This window comes from Caulobacter sp. 05L422, assembly GCF_056397765.1.
The window spans coordinates 165,204-182,006 of record NZ_JBFTOB010000008.1 but is presented as its reverse complement, the minus strand read 5'-3'; the positions used below and the strand labels follow the sequence as shown (position 1 = coordinate 182,006).

Here is a 16,803-nt window from a genome sequence, read left to right as displayed (position 1 = left end):
GTTGAACGACTCGGCGATGTTGGAGTCGGGGAACTTGCCGATGTCTTCGGCGAAGATCGTGTCGGCGAAGCTGGTCGACTCGCGCTTGGCGACCGTCGACTGCGCCAAGCTGCGACGATAGCCAGTGACGACCACTTCTTCGACGGTGTCGGAGGCCGTCGTCGCGGCGGGCGCGGCTTGCTGGGCGAAGGCCGGCGCAGCGGCCAGGCCGGTCAGGCAGCTGGCGCCGATCAGCGCCAGGCGGAGGGCGCGCGAATGAAACGAGTGGACCATGTTTCTCCCCTAATGATCTCAGTGCTCTGTGCACTTGTTGTTCTGACCGCTCCCGGCTCCCCCCTCGGTCGTCCGCGTTTCGGCGGCGAGCAAGGTAGTCATGGTAGCGGTCACAGGAGTTGATCGTTACGAGGTAAGGCCTCGTAAGTCAACGAGGTCATACCTCTTGGGAGACCAACGTCCGACCATTTGCGGCGGGGTGTTGCCGAGCGAACACCCAATGAAACGTCAACGTCGCCTGAAAATCCGTAAATATCAGACAAAGGTGCGTGCGCCATCGGTCTTACAACGACGGTTCGCCCTTGGCCGTTCTTGGAAATTGAACCTGCGTGCAAACGAACGGTTCGTGCCGCGCGACCGGAGCAAAGACCAGATGTCTGACAGAAGAATCGGGATGCGGACTTAGACGGCGGCGCAGTTGTCGGCGATGAAAGTCATGTGGTCGGGCATGACTTGCGCCGACTTGGCGATGACGCCGCGGATGTTGTCCATCCTGGCGCGCAGGTCGTGGTCTGACATCACGTCGGCCATTGGATCGTGGCCGCGCGGTTCGATCCCCTGACCGATCATCACCGCGAACCAGCTGGTGTCGTTGAACAATTCCTCGTTCTCGCGGAACACCCGGCCATAGCTTTTGAACACCGCCATCTTGTCGGCCAGGTAGTCCGGAATCGGCATCGTCCGCAGATAGTCCCAGTAGGGGGTGTCGCTGCGCTGGGTGGCGTGGAAGTGCAGGATGAGGAAGTCGCGGATCTTCTCGTACTCGAACTGCATCACGCGGTTGTAGCGGTCGATGTCGGGTTGCTCGAACCGCCGGTCGGGGAACATGGCCAGCAGACGCGAGACGCCAACCTGGATCAGGTGGATGCTCTGGCTTTCCAGCGGCTCCATGAAGCCGGCCGACAGGCCGATGGCCACGACGTTCTTGTTCCAGCTCTTCAGCCGTCGCCCGGCCTTGAAGCGCAGGGTGAAGGGATCGCGCAGCGGCGCGCCGTCGATATTGGCCAGCAGGTAGGCCGTCGCCTCGTCCTCGCTGATATGCTCGCAGGAATAGGCGTAGCCGTTGCCCAGGCGGTGCTGCAGCGGGATGCGCCATTGCCAGCCGGCGGGACGGGCGGTGGCGCGGGTCACCGGCTGGCGCGAACCGGCCAGCTCGCACGGCACGGCCACGGCGCGGTCGTTGAGCAGCCATTGCGACCAGTCCTCGAAGCCGGTCTTCAGGGTCTGCTCGATCAGCAGGCCCCGGAACCCCGAGCAGTCGATGAACAGGTCGCCCTCCAGCCGCTCGCCGCTCTGCAAGGTCACGGCTTCGACGAAGCCGTCCTCGGCGCGCTGGTGGACCTCGACGATCTTGCCTTCCTGGCGACGCACTCCGCGCTCCTCGGCGTAACCGCGCAGGAACTGGGCGTAGAGGCCGGCGTCGATGTGGTAGGCGTGGGAAAGCGTGCCCAAGGGCGAGTTGAGCTGGCCATTGGCCCGCATGAACTTGCTCTGCGCCGAGGCCAGGGCCTGCAGCGAGTACTCGGTCAGGTCGGCCGCCTCGCCCATGGCCTTCAGCCGCAGCCAGTAGGCGTGGAACGACACGCCCTCCATGTCGAGGCCATACGGACCGAACGGGTGGTAGTAGCTATGGCCGATCTGCTTCCAGTCGACGAAATCGATCGCCAGCTTGAAGGTCGCCTTGGTGCGGCGGACGAACTCGTTCTCGTCCAGCCCCAGCATGCGGTTGAAGATGTTGATCTGCGGGATCGTCGACTCGCCGACGCCCACCGTGCCGATCTCCTCGGACTCCACCACGGTCACCTGGGTGTGGCCGTCCTTGAGGAAACGGCCCAGCGCCGCCGCCGTCATCCAGCCCGCCGTGCCGCCGCCGACGATGACGATCCTGCGCAGGCGTTGGTCGGTCATGCGGAAACTCCGGCGTCACAATAGCGGGCGATGAAGGTCTGGTGGCCGGGCATGGCCTGGGCGGTCTGGCCGATCAGGGCCGACATCCGTTGCAGGCGCTGGACGAGGGCGGCTTCCGGCAGGCTGTCGACCAGGGCGTCGTACTGGCGCGGCACGATCCCCTGGCCCAGGAGGACCGCGATCCAGCTGGGTTCGGCGAACAGGTCGTAGTCGGACTGGAACAGCCGGCCGCGCCCAGCGAACAGGTCGATCTTGCGCGCCAGGCTGTCGGGGATCTCCATGGTCCGGACATAGTCCCAGTAAGGCGTGTCCGACCGCTCGGTGGCCTTGAAGTGCAGGATGATGAAGTCGCGGACCAGTTCGACCTGCTGGGCGGTCAGGCGGTTGTATTCGTCGATCTCCAGCGGATCGAAGCCCTTGTCCGGGAACAGGGCCAGCAGCTTGGTGATCCCCGCCTGGATCAGGTGGATGCTGGTGCTCTCCAGTGGTTCCAGGAAGCCGGACGACAGGCCGATGGCGACGCAGTTCTTGATCCAGGCCTGCTCGCGGCGGCCGGCCTGGAAACGCAGGAAGTTGGGATCCGCGCGCGCTGGCCCATCCAGTCCCGCCATCAGGGCGGCCAGGGCCTCGTCGTCGCCGATATGGGCGCTGGAATAGACGTAGCCGTTGCCGGTGCGATGCTGCAGCGGGATGCGCCAGCGCCAACCGGCCTTGTCGGCCGTGGCGCGGGTGTAGGGCGTCAGGCCGTCGCCGCCGGTGTCGCAGGGGATGGCCACGGCCCGGTCGTTGGGCAGCCAGCGGCTCCAGTCGATGTAGCGACCGCCCAGGGTCTGGCCGATCAGCAGGGCGCGGAAGCCCGTGCAGTCGATGAACAGGTCGGCCTCGAACGTGCGGCCGTCCTCCAGGGTGACCGACTGGATGAAACCGTCCTCGCCGCGCAGGGCGACGTCGGCGACCTTGCCCTCGACCCGCGTCGCGCCCCGCGCCTCGGCGAAGCCGCGCAGGAACTTGGCGTAGAGCCCGGCGTCGAAATGGAAGGCGTATTTCAGGCTCGACAGCACCTTGGCCGGATCGGGATCGGGCAGGGCGAAACGGTTCTGGCGCGCGGCGACGGCCGCCAGGTTGAAGTCCTCGATCGGCCCGACCTGGTCGCGGACCTTGCGCCAGACCTGGTGGAACTTGATGGCCTCGATATCCAGGCCGAAGCTTCCGAACGGGTGGATGTAGCGGTCGCCCAGGCGCGTCCAGCCGCGGAACTCGATGCCCAGCTTGAAGGTCGCGCGGGTGGCCCGCATGAACTCGCGCTCGTCGATGCCCAGCATGCCGTTGAAGGTCAGGATGGGCGGGATGGTGGCCTCGCCGACCCCGACCGTGCCGATCTGTTCGGACTCGATCAGCACCACCTCGACCCGACCGCCCAGCACCTTTGACAGGGCCGCCGCGGTCATCCAGCCGGCCGTGCCGCCGCCCAGCACCAGGACCTTGCGAATGGGAGCGCCAATGGGACGGGCGTTCATGGGCGATCCTTCAGCGCTTCGGCGTGGAGCGGCATGGTCTGGGCGGCCTGGCGGATCACCTCGCGCAGCCGGGCCAGGGTCGCGTCGGCCTGGTCGGCCGGCAGGCGGTCGGCCAGTCGGTCGTGGCGGCGCGGGGTGATCCCGTGGCCGAGGAACGCCCCGACCCAGGCGCCTTCGATGAAGGTCTCCTCGTCGTACAGCACCACGCGGCCCCGGCTTTCGAACTGGGCCTGCTTGTAGGCCAGGGCCGGGGAGGGCGGCGTTCGCCGGGCCCGGACCCACAGCGGGTCGGTCCGCGTAGCGACGACATAGCGGAGAACGGCCATGTCGCGGGCCCGGTCCTGTTCCTCGGCCATCAGCCGGTTGTATTCCGTCGCCGCCAGGGGCGAGCCGTCGGCGCTCGGCAGCAGGGCCATCAGTCGGCCGACGCCGCTCTGGATCGCCTGGGCGTCGTCGCCGTTCAGCGGCTCCAGCTGAGCCGCCGCCGGGCCGACGGCCAGGCAGTTGCCCGACCAGACCCGCTCGCGACGGCCGTTGCGCAGGGGAATGATCGTCGCCTCGCCGCCCAGGATCTCGCGGGCTTCGTCGTTCGAGGTCTGACCACTGTCATAGGCCAGGGTCACCGCGTCTCCGCCGCGCAGGGGAACGCGCCGCAGCCAACCCTCGGCGATCGCCTCGAACTCGGTCAGGGGCGCCGGGTTGGGACGAGGATCGATCTCGCGCAGGGCGAGGCGGTCGCAGGCCAGGCCGTCCGAGCCGTCGATCCAGCCGCCGCCGGCCATGGCGCCGATCAGCCGGCCGTCCGGCGTGGCGTCGATGAACAGGTCGGCGGCCAACCGATCGCCGTCGGCCAGCACCACGACGGCGATCCGGCCGTCCGGCGCCAGGGCGAGCTCGGCGATCTCGCCGGCGCGGCGATCCACGCGGTTCGCGGTCGAACTCAGGACCGCGACATATCCGGCCGCGTCCAGGTGCAGGCCGTAGGACAGGGTCGACAGCACCGACCGGGGATCCTCGCTGGGCGGCGCGAACCGGCCCAGCCGCCCGGCCACGGCGGCCAGGCTGTAGTCCTCGTAGCGGCCGATATCGCCCCGCTCGCGGGCGCGCAGCCAGTGATGGTGGAAGGCCACGCCGTCGAGATTGGCCCCGGCGTCGCTGAAACCCTCGATATGGTCCTGGTCGGATGGGGCCCAGCCGCTGTAGCGCGCGCCCAGCTTGAAGGTCCCGCGCGCGGCGCGCGTCAGGGCGGCCTCGTCCAGGCCCAGCAGGCCGTGGAAGGCGCGCAGGGCGGGCAGGGTGGACAGGGCTCCGTGCGGCGCGGTGCTCTGGGTCTCGATCACCCGGATCGCGCAATCGGCGGGCAGGACCCGCGCCAGGGCGCAGGCGGTCATCCAGCCGGCGACCCCGCCGCCCAGGATGGCGACGCTGCTCAGGGGGGCGGAGGTCATGCGGCCTCCCCAGACGTGCTTGTGGGCGCCGCGGCGCAGAACCGGGCGATCCAGTCGGCATGGCTGGGCATGGCCCGCGCCGTGTCGGCGATGGACTCGCGGATCGCCTTCAGCCGCTGGGCCAGGGCGGCGTCGGGCACGCTGTCGCTGACCGGGTCGTAGGCCCGCGGCACGACGTTCTGGCCCAGATAGACCGCCAGCCAGCTGGGCTCGAGGAAGAAGCCGTCCTTGTACTTCACGACCACGCCGCGATCGCGGAACAGGTCCATCTTGTAGGCCAGGCTGTCGGGGATGCTCATCGTGCGGCGCTCGTTCCAGAACGGCGCGTCGGTGCGCTGGGTGGCGTGGTAGTGCAGCACCAGGAAGTCTCGGATCCGCTCGAACTCCAGGTCCATGACGCGATTGTATTCGTCCTGGTCGGCCTGGGCGCAGGACCGGTCGGGGAACAGCTCCAGCAGGGTGGTGACCGCTACCTGGATCAGGTGGATGCTGGTGCTCTCCAGCGGCTCTAGGAAGCCGGACGACAGGCCCACGGCCACGCAGTTCTTCAGCCACTGCTTCCTGCGCCGCCCGGTGACGAACCGCAGGAACCGCGGCTCGGCCTGGGCCTTGCCCTCCAGCCCGGCCAGCAGGGCGGCGGCGGCCTCGTCGTCGCTGATGTGGCCGCTGCAATAGACGTAGCCGTTGCCGACCCGGTGCTGCAGCGGGATGCGCCAGCGCCAGCCGGCCTTGTCGGCCGTGGCGCGGGTGTAGGGCGCCGACGGCTCGACCGTGTCGCACGGCACGGCGGCGGCCCGGTCGCAGGGCAGCCAGCGCGTCCAGTCGTCGTAGCCGGCCTTCAGGGATTGCTCGATCAGCAGGCCCCGGAACCCCGAGCAGTCGATGAACAGGTCGGCCTCGATGCGCTCGCCGCTCTCCATCGTGATCGCCTCGATGAAGCCGTCGGCGCCGCGCAGGGCGACGTCGGCCACCTTGCCTTCGGTGCGGATCACGCCGCGCGCCTCGGCATAGGCGCGCAGGTATTGGGCGTAGAGGCCGGCGTCGAACTGGTAGGCGTAGGAATAGGTCGAGGCCAGCGCGCGCGGATCAGGGGAGGGCGGGGCGAACTTGCCCGCTCGCGCCGCCATGATCGGCAGGGAATAGGCTTCCAGCGGCGTGGGGTCGCCGCCCTGATGGGCCCGCAGCCAATGATGGTGAAACCCCACGCCGCCGATCGCCGCGCCATAGGCCCCGAACGGGTGGATGTAGCTGTCGCCCAGCTTGCCCCAGTTCCGGAACTCGATGCCCAGCTTGTAGGTCGCCTGGGTCTTGCGCATGAAATCGGCCTCGTCGAGGCCCAGGGCGGCGTTGAAATGGCGGATATGCGGCACGGTCGCCTCGCCGACGCCGACGGTGCCGATCTCGGCCGATTCCACCAGGCGGATGGCGATGGGCAGTCCGGCGAGCTTGGCCGAAAGGGCCGCCGCGGTCATCCAGCCGGCGGTGCCGCCGCCGACGATTAGAATACTACGAATGGCCTGTCCCACCATGCGTTCCCCCTCTTGCGACCGTACTCCGCCTTCTATGGGCGGTCATCCTGCGTAGCCCGTCGCCCCGGAGATCGTCGAGCGCGATTGGTCAGACGACGCACTTTCCCCCTTTGCGGGGAAGCGCTGTCAGCCCTCTGATTTTGCCCGGTCCAACCTCGAGATTTTGTCCTGATTGTTATGACAAAACAGAAAGTTGGATAGGCTGATTTCTTTTCGAATAACTAAGGTACCGCTACCTTGACGTCCACGGACTTTGCCATATGATCTGGCCATAATGGTCGATTCAATTGACCAATGGTAGCGGTAACGCGTTGCCATCAAAGAATAACTGGGGAGGCAGACGAAAATGGACGATGTCCAACGTGCGACCGCATGCGCGGGTGCGACTTCAACTTCAAAACTCAAGTACGGCGTGTCGGCCCTGGCGCTCGGCGCGATGCTCATCGCCGCGCCGGCCCTGGCTCAGACCAAGGCCGATGAAGCGCAGACGGTCGACGAGGTGGTGGTCACCAGCATCCGTCAGAGCCTGAAGAGCTCGCAGCAGCTCAAGCAAAGCTCCGAGATCATCGGCGACTCGATCACCGCCGAGGACATCGGCGCCCTGCCGGACCGCTCGGTGACCGAGGCGCTGCAGCGCATCCCGGGCGTGGCGATCAACCGCTTCGCCGCCGGCGTCGACCCCGACCACTTCTCGACCGAAGGCAGCGGCGTCGTCGTGCGCGGCCTGAACTTCGTCCGTTCGGAACTGAACGGCCGCGACACCTTCTCGGCCAACAACGGCCGCGCCCTGAGCTTCGCGGACGTGCCGTCCGAGCTGATGGGCGGCGTGGACGTGTTCAAGAGCCCTTCGGCCGACATGATCGAAGGCGGCATCTCGGGCACGGTCAACCTGCGCACCCGCCTGCCGTTCGACAGCACCAAGCGGCTGCTCTCGCTGTCGGCCGAAGCCAGCTACGGCGACTTCGTCAAGCGTTGGGCCCCGACCTACACGGCTCTTTACAGCGATCAGTGGGACACCGAGGCCGGTACGTTCGGCCTGCTGCTGAGCGGCGTCAGCTCCAAGCTGTTCACCCGCGCCGACGGCACCCAGGTGTCGAACTTCGGCTGCCGCACCGACTTCACCAGCGCCCAGACCGCCAATCCGCAAGCCGTGAACTGCCCGCAAGGCGGCAAGGGCGTGTGGTTCCCGCGCGGCGCGGCCTTCCGCAGCACCGAGACCGAGCGCGAGCGCACGGGCTACGCGGCGGCCGGCCAATGGCGCAGCAACGACGACACCATGCTGGCCACCTTCCAGTACCTGCGCTCGGAATCGAGGCAGCAATGGAACGAGCACGCGATGGAAATCGCCACGGACAACGTCCAGGCGGCAGGCGACTCGCGTCCGATCGACGGCACCACCTTCGGCGTTGACAGCCAGGGCATCTTCACCAACGGCGTCATCACCGGTCCGCAGGGCTGGCGCGACGACCAGAACAGCGCCACCGATCCGCGCACGCCCAACTTCGGCCTGCAAAGCAACAACATCAGCCGCAGCGTCGACCAGAAGTACGTCACGTCCGACTACGGCTTCAATTTCAAATGGACGCCGAATGAGCGCGTGGGCGTGTCGTTCGACTACCAGCACGTCGACTCGACGGTCGACAACCTGGACGTCGGCGTCTGGGCCTCGACCTTCCAGAACCTTGACCTGAAGCTCAACGGTTCGGACATGCCGGTCTTCACCTTCCTCCCGCCGTCCAGCGGCGCGGGCGTGCCGACCTGCGCGCCGCCCAGCGGCAGCTGCCCGACCTATTTCCGTGGCAATCACAACAGCTTCCAGGACCCGTACAACAGCTTCTGGCGCTCGGCGATGGATCACATCGAGCAGAGCGAGGGCAAGGAAGACGCCGCCAAGATCGATATCGACTATCGCTTCGCCGAGAACAGCTGGCTGGACTCGGCCCGGGTCGGCGTCCGCTGGGCCGAACGCGATCAGACCACGCGCTTCTCGACCTATAACTGGGGCGTGCTGAGCGAAATCTGGGGCGGTGGCGGCCCGGTCTGGTTCGACGACCAGGTCAACGGCAACCCGACCACGCCGGGCGGTTCCAACAGCGTCGCCCAGACCGAGCTCTATCCGTTCACCGACTTCATGCGCGGCCAGGTCCCGGTTCCGACCGGCCTCGATGCTCGCCCGTTCTACAACGGCAACGCGGCCAAGGATTACGCCGCGATGTCGGCCTTCGGTCTGGCGATCGGCGACGAGTGGCGCCCGCGGCTGGTCGACGGCTGTCCGCAGAACTGGGTCCCTCTGGCCCAGCGCTGCAACACGGTCGCCGCAACACCCTTCACGCCGGGCGAGATCAATCCGATCAACGAGAAGACCAAGTCGGCCTACGCCATGCTGCGCTTCAAGCATGAGTTCGACGGCGACGTGCGGGTCACCGGCAATATCGGTCTGCGCTACACCAGCACCACGCGGGACGCGACGGGTTTCCTGACGTTCCCCAATTCGATCCAGGCGACGGACGCGTCGTGCGATCTCGCGTTCGCCAACTGGCAAGCCCTGCCGGATCCCAAGGCTCCCTTCTCGCCGACGGCCTTCTGCGGCCTGACGCCGGCCACCCGCCAGCAGGTGCGGAACTTCACCAACGGGGCCACGATCCCGCAGAGCGCCCACGCCAAGTTCGACTACTGGCTGCCCAGCTTGAACGTGAAGGTGGCGTTGTCGGACGGCTGGCAGCTGCGCTTCGGCGCCTCGAAGACGATCACCCCGCCTGAAATGGGCCTGACGCGCAACTACTACGACGTCAAGCTGGACACCAACGCGACGGGCATCATCAACGGCGTGGTCGGCGGCAACACCACCGTCGGCAACCCGTATCTGAAGCCCACGCAGTCGATCAACATCGACGGTTCGGCGGAATGGTACTTCGCCCCGGTCGGCTCGGTGACGTTCGCCCTGTTCTGGAAAGAACTGACCGATGTGGCCACCAACACCACCGCGCGGGTCCCGTTCACCAACAACGGCTCGACGTTCAACGTCCTGGTGACCACGCCCGGTAACTCGGATCAGAAGGCCCACGTCAAGGGCTTCGAGATCGCCTACCAGCAGTTCTACGACTTCCTGCCCAAGCCGCTGGACGGGTTCGGCATCAACGCCAACTACAGCTACATCGACAGCAAGGGCGTGCCGCAAAGCACGCTGTCGGCCACCGACCCCGACGTCGGCGCCGGCCGTGTCTCGACGGTCGACACCAGCCTGCTGCCGCTGCAGGGCCTGTCCAAGCACAACGCCAACTTCGCGGCCATCTACGAGAAGGGCAAGATCTCGGCCCGTCTGGCCTACAACTGGCGTTCGGACTTCCTGCTGACGGTCCGCGACGTGATCGTGCCCTACGCACCGATCATGAACGAGGCCACCGGCCAGCTGGACGGTTCGCTGTTCTACACCGTCAACGACAAGGTGAAGATCGGCGTGCAGGGCGTGAACCTGACCAACGAGGTCACCAAGACCACCCAGGTCCTGAACAACGATCTGCTCAAGGCTGGACGGTCGTGGTTCATGAACGATCGGCGCTACACCTTCGTGCTGCGCGCCAGCTTCTAGATCCCGGTGCGCCCTGGTCGGATATCCTCCGGCCGGGGCGTTCCGGGCGCATACCCTTCGACCATCTGCGGACGAGGGCTTCTACCCCAAACTCGCCGCGCAACGTCTCCAGACGTTGCGCGGTGTTCTTGAGAGAGCTTCATCATGACGGTTCGCCTTTCTCCCTTTTCGAGGCGGGGCTTCATGGAGCTGGGCGCCGCCGCGGCCGCCGTCGGCGCCGTTCCGGGTCTGGCCAGGGCGGCGGGACCGTCCATCGCTTCGCTGGCCAAGGCCAAGGGCGTGCAGTTCGGCAGCGCGGTGGGCGCGGGCGAGGCCGGTTCGCTGACCGGTTCGCTGGAGGACCCCGGCTATCGTCAGGTGCTGATCGACGAGTGCGGCGTGCTGGTGCCCGAGAACGAGCTGAAGTGGTACGTGCTGCGGCCCGACGCCAAGACCTTCGCCTTCGAGCGGGCCGACCGCATCGCCGCCTTCGCCAAGGCCCACGACATCGCCCTGCGCGGCCACACCCTGCTGTGGCACCATCCGCGGTGGTTCCCCGGCTGGCTGAACGCCCATGACTTCGGCAAGGGACCCGCCGCCGCGAAGAACGCCCAGGCCATGCTGGTCGATCACATCCAGAAGGTCGTGGCCCACTATCCGCAGATCGCCTCCTGGGACGTGGTCAACGAGACGATCGATCCCAAGGACGGCTCTATCCGCCGCACCGTCTTCTCCGACGCCATGGGCCAGGAACAGACCCTGGACCTGGCGTTCCACACCGCCCGCGCCGCCGCGCCCAAGGCCCGGCTGGTCTATAACGACTACATGGGCTGGGAGGCCGGCAACGAGGCGCACCGCGCCGGTGTGTTGAAGCTGCTGGAGGGCTTCCGCAAGCGTGGCGCGCCGGTCGACGCCCTGGGCGTCCAGAGCCACCTCGGCACCGAGGATCCCGCCACGCCTGGCAGCCTTGGCGGGCCCCAGGAAAAGCAATGGCGGGCCTTCATCGATGAGGCGACCGGCATGGGCTACGACCTGCTGATCACCGAATTCGACGTCAACGATCGCGACCTGCCCGGCGACGTCGCGGCCCGCGACGCGGCGGGGGCGGCGGTCGCCAAGGCCTATCTCGACCTGATGCTGGACTACCGCCAGACCAAGGAGGTGCTGGCCTGGGGCATGGTCGACAAGTATTCGTGGCTGCAGAACTTCACGCCCCGCAAGGACGGCCTGCCCAAGCGCGCGACGCTGTATGACGACGCCTACAAGCCCAAGCCGATGCGCGAGGCGGTGGCGGCGGCGTTCCAGGCGGCGCCGGTGCGGGCGTGAAACGCTGGGCGCCCCAGCGAATAAAGGGGGCGCTGATCGGCGCGGCATTGGTGGCGTTCGCCGACGGTCTCGCCCACGCCCAGACGACGCCCGCGCCGACCGGCCTGACCGCCGAGCAGGACCACCGGTTGATGCTCGACCGCCTGGGGATCAAGTCCCTGCGGCCGGGCGTCGACGGCTACAATTCCGCCGCGCCGAACTTCGTCAACCAGGACGAGGCCAAGGCCAGCCCCTTCAGCCTGCTGCCCGATCCGCTGGCGTTCGCGGACGGTCGTCCGGTCGCCACGCCCGACGACTGGTGGAAGCGCCGGCGGCCGGAGCTGGTCGAGCTGTTCTCGCGCGAGGAGCACGGCCGCGTCCCCAAGCGCACGCCGGCGGTCCGCTGGCGGGTGGTCAGCGAGAAGCACGACGTCCGAAATGGCGTCGCGGTGTTTGAACGGCGGCTGGCTGGGGATCTCGACAACCGCGCCTATCCCGCCGTCTCGGTCAGCCTGGACCTGCTGCTGGTGACGCCGGAGGGCAGGGGCAAGCGGCCGCTAGTCCTGGAGTTCGGCTTTCCCGACGGCGCGCCCTGGATGAAGGGGCGACCCGCGCAGCCCGGACCCGACTGGCGCGACCTGGTCCTGGCCCGGGGCTGGGGCTATGCGATCCTGGATCCCACCAGCGTCCAGCCCGACAACGGCGCGGGGCTGAGCCGGGGCGTCATCGGCCTGGTCAATCACGGTCGCCCGCGCGCGCCGGACGACTGGGGCGCTCTGCGCGCCTGGGCCTGGGGCGCGAGCCGGGTGCTGGACTTCCTGGCGACCGACCCGGCCGTCGACGACCGCCGCGTGGCGATCGAGGGGCTGTCGCGCTACGGCAAGGCGGCGCTGGTGACCATGGCCTACGACCAGCGTTTCGCGGCCGGGCTGGTCGCCTCGTCCGGCGAGGGCGGGGCCAAGCTGCATCGGCGCAAGCGCGGCGAGCAGCTGGAGAACCTGGCGGCCAGCGGCGAGTACCACTGGATGGCGGGCAACTTCCTGCGCTACGCCGGGCCGCTGACCGTCGACGACCTGCCGGTCGACGCCCACGAATTGATCGCCCTCTGCGCGCCCCGGCCGCTGTTCATCAGCGTCGGCAACGACCAGGCCGACGGCTGGGTGGACTCGCGCGGCATGTTCATGGCCGCCGTCGCCGCCGGTCCTGTCTATCGGCTGCTGGGCGCGCGCGACCTGGGCGCCACGACTTTTCCGGAACCCCTGACCCTGGTCGCCGACGGCGAGCTGGCGTTCCGGCAGCACGAGGGTGGTCACACGCCCGGGCCGAACTGGCCCTACTTCCTCGACTTCGCTTCGCGCTATCTTGAGGGTCCGTAAGTCCTGTACGAGCGTCGCATGAGTTTGTCCTTTCCACCCCTCGAAGAGCGTTCGAACGTCACGCGGGAGATCCTGCGGACCGAGATCGTGCCGGCCTATCGGCCCGTGGTGCTGCGCGGCTTCGCGGCGGACTGGCCCGCGGCCCGCGCCGGCCTCGAGGGACCGGACGCCGCGGCGGCCTACATCAAGAGCTTCGACAACGGCGCGCCAGTCGAGGCCTTCGTCGGCGCGCCGGAAATCGGCGGCCGCTTCTTCTATGGCGACGCCGAGCGGGCGGTGAACTTCGAGCGGCGGCCGGGCGGGATCTCGGCCATCCTCGACGACATCCTGGCCCTGAGCACGCAGGCGCGGCCGCCGTCGGTCTATGTCGGCTCAGCCTCGACGCCGCAGGTGCTGCCAGGCTTCGCCGAGGCCAACCATCACGACATGCTGGCCGTGCCGGTCGATCCGCGCATCTGGTTCGGCAACGCGATCAGGGTGCAGACCCACTACGACATGGCCGACAACATCGCCGTCGTGGTGGCGGGGCGACGGCGCTTCACGCTGTTTCCGCCCGAGCAGACGGCCAACCTCTATGTCGGGCCGTTGGACTTCACCCTGGCCGGCCAGCCGATCAGCATGGTGCAGCTGGAGGCGCCCGATCTGGACCGCTATCCGCGCTTCGCCGAGGCGGCCAAGCACGGCCTGAGCGCCGAGCTCGGTCCCGGCGACGCGATCTACATCCCCACCGCCTGGTGGCACCACGTCCAGTCGCTCGACAGCCTGAACGTGCTGGTGAACTACTGGTGGCGCGACCTGCCGCCCGAGGCGGGCTCGCCGTTCGAGGTGCTGGTCCACGGCCTGCTGGCGGTGCGCCATCTGCCCAAGCCGCAGCGCGACGCCTGGCGGGCGATCTTCGATCATTACCTGTTCGAGGCGAACGGCGATCCCGCCGCTCACCTGCCGGAGGAGCGCAAGGGCGTGCTGGGGCCGCTGACGCCCCGCCTGGCGCAGAACATCCGCGGCTTCCTCAAGCGGACCTTCGGCTAGGACCCACGATCAGGCGTGGGCGATGATCGGCAGGAAGGTCTCGGCCGTCAGGCTGGCCCCGCCGACCAGCACTCCGTCGACGTTCGGCGTCGCCAGGATCTCGGCGGCGTTGGCCGGGGTGACCGAGCCGCCGTACAGCAGTCGCACGCGGTCGCCGGCCGGGCCCAGGACGGCGCGGCAGGTCTCTCGCAGCACCGCGTGCATGGCCGCGATGTCGTCGCCCGTGGCCGAGCGACCGGTGCCGATCGCCCAGATCGGCTCGTAGGCCACCGACAGCCACTCGCCGTCGGCGTCGGCCGGCAGGCAGTTCTCCAACTGGGCGCGAACCACCGTCTCGGCCTGGCCGGCCTCGCGGACGTCCAGCGCCTCGCCGACGCAGAGGATCACCGACAGGCCGTGCCGCCGTGCTGCCTCGACCTTGTCGCGCACCTCGGCGTCGCTCTCCTGGCGGCCCGCCCGGCACTCGCTGTGGCCGACGATCGTGAAGGCCGCGCCGGCGTCCTTGACCATCGGCGCCGACAGGCAGCCGGTGTGCGCGCCCTTGTCGGCGGCGTGGATGTCCTGCGCGCCCACGCTCATGGCGCCGGCGGCCTGCCAGGCGGCGGTGATCAGGGTCGCGGGCACCGCCACCCCGACGTCGACGGCCGGCGTCTGGCGCGCCGCCGCGTCGATGGCGTCCAGGACGGGCAGGGCGGCCAGGTTGCCGTGCATCTTCCAGTTGCCGACCACGAACTTCCGGGCGGGCTTATCCATAGCGACGTGCATTCGGTCTCCATGCGCCGGTCCAGTCCGGCGCTTGCGTCATTGAAAAGGGGAGGGAGGGGCCGATGATCAGGCCTGCTCCAGCACCTTGGCGGGATGGTCGAGGCGAGCCAGTCGCGCGCCCAGGGCCGCCAGCTGTTCCCACAGGGCCGGCGGCAGACGCGCGCCGAACTTGTCGTAGGCCTCGGGGATCAGGGCCGCTTCGGCGCGCCAGATCGCCGGATCGACGGTCAGCAGCAGATCGAGCTGGGCGTCGGTCAGGTCCAGGCCCGCCAGGTCCAGGCCGTCGCGCGTGGGCAGGCGGCCGATCGGGCTGTCGACGGCTTCGGCCTCGCCCTCCAGGCGGTCGACGATCCACTTCAGCACGCGGCTGTTCTCGCCATAGCCCGGCCAGACGAACTTGCCGCGCTCGTCCTTGCGGAACCAGTTGACGAAATAGATGCGGGGCAGCTTGGCCGGATCGGCCGAGGCGCCGACCTTCAGCCAGTGATCGAAATAGTCGCCCATGTTGTAGCCGCAGAACGGCAGCATGGCGAAGGGGTCGCGGCGCAGCTCGCCGATGCTGTTCTCGGCCGCCGCCGTGCCTTCCGAGGCGACGTTGGAGGCCAGGAACACCCCGTGCTCCCAGTCGAAGGCCTCGGTGACCAGCGGCACGGCCGAGGCGCGGCGGCCGCCGAACAGGATGGCCGAGATCGGCACGCCGGCCGGGTCTTCCCACTCGTCGGCGATCACCGGGCACTGGCCGGCCGGTACGGCGAAGCGGGCGTTGGGGTGAGCGGCGGGCTCGCCCGACTCCGGCGTCCAGGCGCGGCCCTTCCAGTCGGTCAGACCCTCGGGGGGCGTCTCGGTCAGGCCTTCCCACCAGACGTCGCCGTCGGCGGTCAGGGCCACGTTGGTGTAGACGCAGTTGGAATGCAGGGTGTCGACCGCGTTGCGGTTGGTCTTCACGCCCGTGCCCGGCGCCACGCCGAAGAAGCCGGCTTCCGGATTGATCGCGTACAGACGGCCGTCGGCCCCGAACCGCATCCAGCAGATGTCGTCGCCGATCGTCTCGGCCTTCCAGCCCGGCAGGGTGGGCTGCAGCATGGCCATGTTGGTCTTGCCGCAGGCGCTGGGGAAGGCGGCGGCCACGTAGCGGACCTTGCCGGCCGGCGAGGTCAGCTTGAGGATCAGCATGTGCTCGGCCAGCCAGCCCTCGTCGCGGGCCATCACCGAGGCGATGCGCAGGGCGTAGCACTTCTTGCCCAGCAGGGCGTTGCCGCCGTAGCCCGAGCCATAGGACCAGATCTCGCGGCTTTCGGGGAAGTGGACGATGTACTTGTCGTCGTTGCACGGCCAGGCGACGTCGGCCTGACCCTCGGCCAGCGGCGCGCCCAGGGTGTGCAGGGCCGGCACGAAGAAGCCGTCCTCGCCCAGGGCGTCCAGCGCCGCCTGCCCCATGCGGGTCATCACCCGCATCGAGACGGCGACATAGGCGCTGTCGGTGATCTCCACGCCCAGGGCGCTGATGGGCGAGCCCACCGGACCCATCGAGAAAGGCACGACATACATCGTTCGTCCCCGCATGCAGCCGTCGAACAGGCCGTTCAGCAGGCCGCGCATCTCGCCCGGGTCGCGCCAGTTGTTGGTTGGGCCGGCGTCGGCCTGGTCCTTCGAGCAGATGAAGGTGCGGCTCTCGACCCGGGCGACGTCGCGCGGGTCGGAGGCGGCGTGGAACGAGTTGGGGCGGAGGTCGGGATTGAGGCGCGTCAGCGTGCCCAGGGCGACCAGTTCGTCGGTCAGGGCCGTCCATTCCGCGTCGGAGCCGTCGCACCAATGAATGGCCTTCGGCTTGGTCAGCGCGGCGACCTCGTCCACCCAGGCCGATAGACGCGCGTGTTTCGTCGGGGGCGCGTTGGCGCCCAGCCCTTGGTTCTGCATTTCACGTCCTGCTGCAAGTTGGCGAAACTATTGCTCGCCTTGGCGCGCACCATAACGTGACGAACCGGCTGGAAAAGCCCAATGTTTTCAATGACAACGTTGTCGTTGAAAATCGGGGCGCGAGTTGCTCCGCAAGCGGCATGTTTTCGCGCGAGGCGCCTGTTTGTG

General features: G+C 68.3%; 11 protein-coding genes. 4 read left to right on the top strand and 7 right to left on the bottom strand.

From position 1 onward, the window contains the following. From AC1DMQ_RS10035 to AC1DMQ_RS10015, 5 genes are all read right to left on the bottom strand, one after another. On the bottom strand, nucleotides 1-273 hold a 273-nt coding region (locus AC1DMQ_RS10035; protein ID WP_477033413.1), incomplete at its 3' end, for a hypothetical protein. A gap of 402 nt (nucleotides 274-675) precedes the next feature. Next, a complete protein-coding gene (locus AC1DMQ_RS10030) occupies nucleotides 676-2,181 on the bottom strand; it encodes a tryptophan halogenase family protein (protein ID WP_477033412.1) in 1,506 nt (501 codons plus the stop codon). Then, nucleotides 2,178-3,698 (bottom strand): tryptophan halogenase family protein, encoded by a 1,521-nt coding sequence (locus AC1DMQ_RS10025; RefSeq protein WP_477033411.1) that lies wholly within the window; start codon nucleotides 3,696-3,698, stop codon nucleotides 2,178-2,180. The genes AC1DMQ_RS10030 and AC1DMQ_RS10025 overlap by 4 nt, the downstream gene beginning before the upstream one ends. Further along, on the bottom strand, nucleotides 3,695-5,146 hold the full coding sequence (locus AC1DMQ_RS10020; RefSeq protein WP_477033410.1) for a tryptophan halogenase family protein: 1,452 nt from the start codon (nucleotides 5,144-5,146) through the stop codon (nucleotides 3,695-3,697). The genes AC1DMQ_RS10025 and AC1DMQ_RS10020 overlap by 4 nt, the downstream gene beginning before the upstream one ends. After that, complete coding sequence (locus AC1DMQ_RS10015) at nucleotides 5,143-6,675, bottom strand: tryptophan halogenase family protein (RefSeq protein ID WP_477033409.1); 1,533 nt, start codon at nucleotides 6,673-6,675, stop codon at nucleotides 5,143-5,145. The genes AC1DMQ_RS10020 and AC1DMQ_RS10015 overlap by 4 nt, the downstream gene beginning before the upstream one ends. Nucleotides 6,676-7,087: 412 nt before the next feature. Between AC1DMQ_RS10015 and AC1DMQ_RS10010 the strand changes: the two genes are divergently transcribed. From AC1DMQ_RS10010 to AC1DMQ_RS09995, 4 genes are all read left to right on the top strand, one after another. Continuing rightward, entirely contained in the window at nucleotides 7,088-10,264 is a 3,177-nt protein-coding gene (locus tag AC1DMQ_RS10010) for a TonB-dependent receptor (protein WP_477033408.1), read from the top strand. 183 nt (nucleotides 10,265-10,447) lie between these two features. After that, nucleotides 10,448-11,569 carry an endo-1,4-beta-xylanase gene (locus tag AC1DMQ_RS10005; protein WP_477033407.1) on the top strand — a complete coding sequence of 374 codons (1,122 nt, stop codon included), beginning with the start codon at nucleotides 10,448-10,450 and terminating at the stop codon, nucleotides 11,567-11,569. A 50-nt stretch (nucleotides 11,570-11,619) separates the two neighbouring features. Next, on the top strand, nucleotides 11,620-12,924 hold the full coding sequence (locus AC1DMQ_RS10000) for an alpha/beta hydrolase family protein (RefSeq protein WP_477033406.1): 1,305 nt from the start codon (nucleotides 11,620-11,622) through the stop codon (nucleotides 12,922-12,924). A gap of 18 nt (nucleotides 12,925-12,942) precedes the next feature. After that, complete coding sequence (locus tag AC1DMQ_RS09995) at nucleotides 12,943-13,953, top strand: cupin-like domain-containing protein (protein WP_477033405.1); 1,011 nt, start codon at nucleotides 12,943-12,945, stop codon at nucleotides 13,951-13,953. Between the two features lie 9 nt (nucleotides 13,954-13,962). On the opposite strand, the gene tpiA is transcribed toward AC1DMQ_RS09995, so the two are convergent. Further along, nucleotides 13,963-14,718, bottom strand: a complete 756-nt coding sequence (gene tpiA / locus AC1DMQ_RS09990) for a triose-phosphate isomerase (protein WP_477033404.1) — start codon at nucleotides 14,716-14,718, stop codon at nucleotides 13,963-13,965. Nucleotides 14,719-14,784: 66 nt separating this feature from the next. Continuing rightward, nucleotides 14,785-16,635, bottom strand: a complete 1,851-nt coding sequence (locus AC1DMQ_RS09985) for a phosphoenolpyruvate carboxykinase (GTP) (RefSeq protein ID WP_477033403.1) — start codon at nucleotides 16,633-16,635, stop codon at nucleotides 14,785-14,787. Nucleotides 16,636-16,803: the final 168 nt, after the last annotated feature.